This window comes from Arthrobacter sp. 2YAF22_2 (assembly GCF_052114645.1).
Taxonomy (GTDB): Bacteria; Actinomycetota; Actinomycetes; order Actinomycetales; family Micrococcaceae; genus Arthrobacter.
Genome location: NZ_JBFRFD010000682.1, coordinates 1 through 1,578, shown reverse-complemented (window position 1 = coordinate 1,578; position 1,578 = coordinate 1). Strand labels below are relative to the sequence as shown.

Annotated in this window: 1 protein-coding gene; it reads right to left on the bottom strand. The window is 68.2% G+C overall.

What is annotated here, in order from left to right:
• Positions 1-78: 78 nt before the first annotated feature.
• On the bottom strand, positions 79-1,578 hold a 1,500-nt coding region (locus tag AB4Y86_RS18645), incomplete at its 5' end, for a sensor histidine kinase (protein ID WP_441403624.1).

Genomic DNA, 1,578 nt, shown 5'->3' with positions numbered 1-1,578 from the left:
CGTCGTAGCCGTGGGCCTTGAGCGTGATGCGGAGCGCCCTCAGCAGGTGCGGGTCGTCATCGACCACCAGGACGGCGGTCATCCGGCGTCCGGCCCGGGCGTGAGCGGCAGTGTATGGCGGCGGCGCCCGAGGACCGACTGGGGCTCCACCGGGGCTTGGGCACGGCGTGCGTCGAAGGGCGTGCCGGCGGTCAGGGGAAGCCGGATGACCATGGTCAATCCGCCACCTGGTGTCTCCTCCGCGGCCAGGCTTCCGCCCATGGCTTCGGTGAATCCTTTCGCGACGGCCAGTCCGAGTCCGATCCCGGTGGTCTGCTGCGTGTCATCGAGCCGCTGGAACGGACGGAACATATCGACCACCCTCTCCGCCGGGACGCCCCGGCCGTGGTCGATGATCCGCAACTCGCCAGCAGGACGCCGGTCGAGAATCGCTGGGCTGAGGCCGCCGGCCGTCCCTACCAGGACAATATCTGAATCCGGGGCGTATTTCACCGCGTTTTCGACGATGTTCGCGATGACCCTTTCCAGCATTCCCGGGTCCGCTTCGATCTCGGGCATGTTGGCGGGCATGTCGACCCGAACCGTGCCCTCTGGGACGGCGCTGAGGGCTGCCGGGATCACCTCGAACCAGCGCACCGGCCTGAGCAATGGATTCACGGCATCCGAGGTGATCCGGGACATGTCCAGCAGGTTGCCGACAAGGGCGTCCAGGCGGTCCGAGCACTCCTCGATCGTTGCGAGCAGCTCCTGCTGCTCATCCGGCGTGTACCGGGTGCCGTCATGGCGAAGGCCGCCGACGGCGAGCTTAATCCCGGCCAGCGGGGTGCGCAGGTCGTGGGATACGGCGCGCAGGATGGAGGTCCGCATCGTGTTGCTCTCGGCCAGGCGCAGCATCTCCCGGCGGCTGGCAACGAGCTGCTGGCGCTCAAGCTGGGCCGCCAAATGGACGCCAAAGACCCCCAAGAGTCGCCGGTCACTCGCCGGCAGGATCCGCCCGAACAGCACCACGCGCGTGGAGGCATCGATCTCCTCGACGTTCTCACCCCTTGCGTCGCCGCCCCGCACTCCCTCCACATCAGCCGGGACCTCGCCCGCCGTGGCGAGCAACCGCCATGGTGGTCCGCTGCCCGCGCCCGCGGTGCCGGCACCRCCGTCGGACTCACGGGTGAACAACGCGGTGCCCCTGACTTGGAAGACATCCAGCGCCTGCTCCAACAGCGCCTGGACGGTGTCCTCCGACCCGGCGGCGCCGCGGGTCAAATCACCCAGCGTCGTGGCCTCGGCACGGGCTCGGGCCGCCTCCTTGGAACGGCGGGCAGAAAGGTCGACGACGACCGCGACGGCTGCCGAAACGCCCACGAACACCAGCAGGGCGAGGAAGTTCTGCGGATCCCTGATAGTCAAGTTGCCGAGGGGCGGGGTTGAGAAGTAGTTCACCAGGAGGCTGCTCCAGAGCGCGGCGAGAATGGCAGGCCAGAGGCCTCCGACGAGGGCTACGGCAATCGACCCGCTAAGCTGCACCAGCATCACGGTGGCAACGTTCCGTCCCGGGTTGAGGAACAGCAGGAAGAGCTGCAG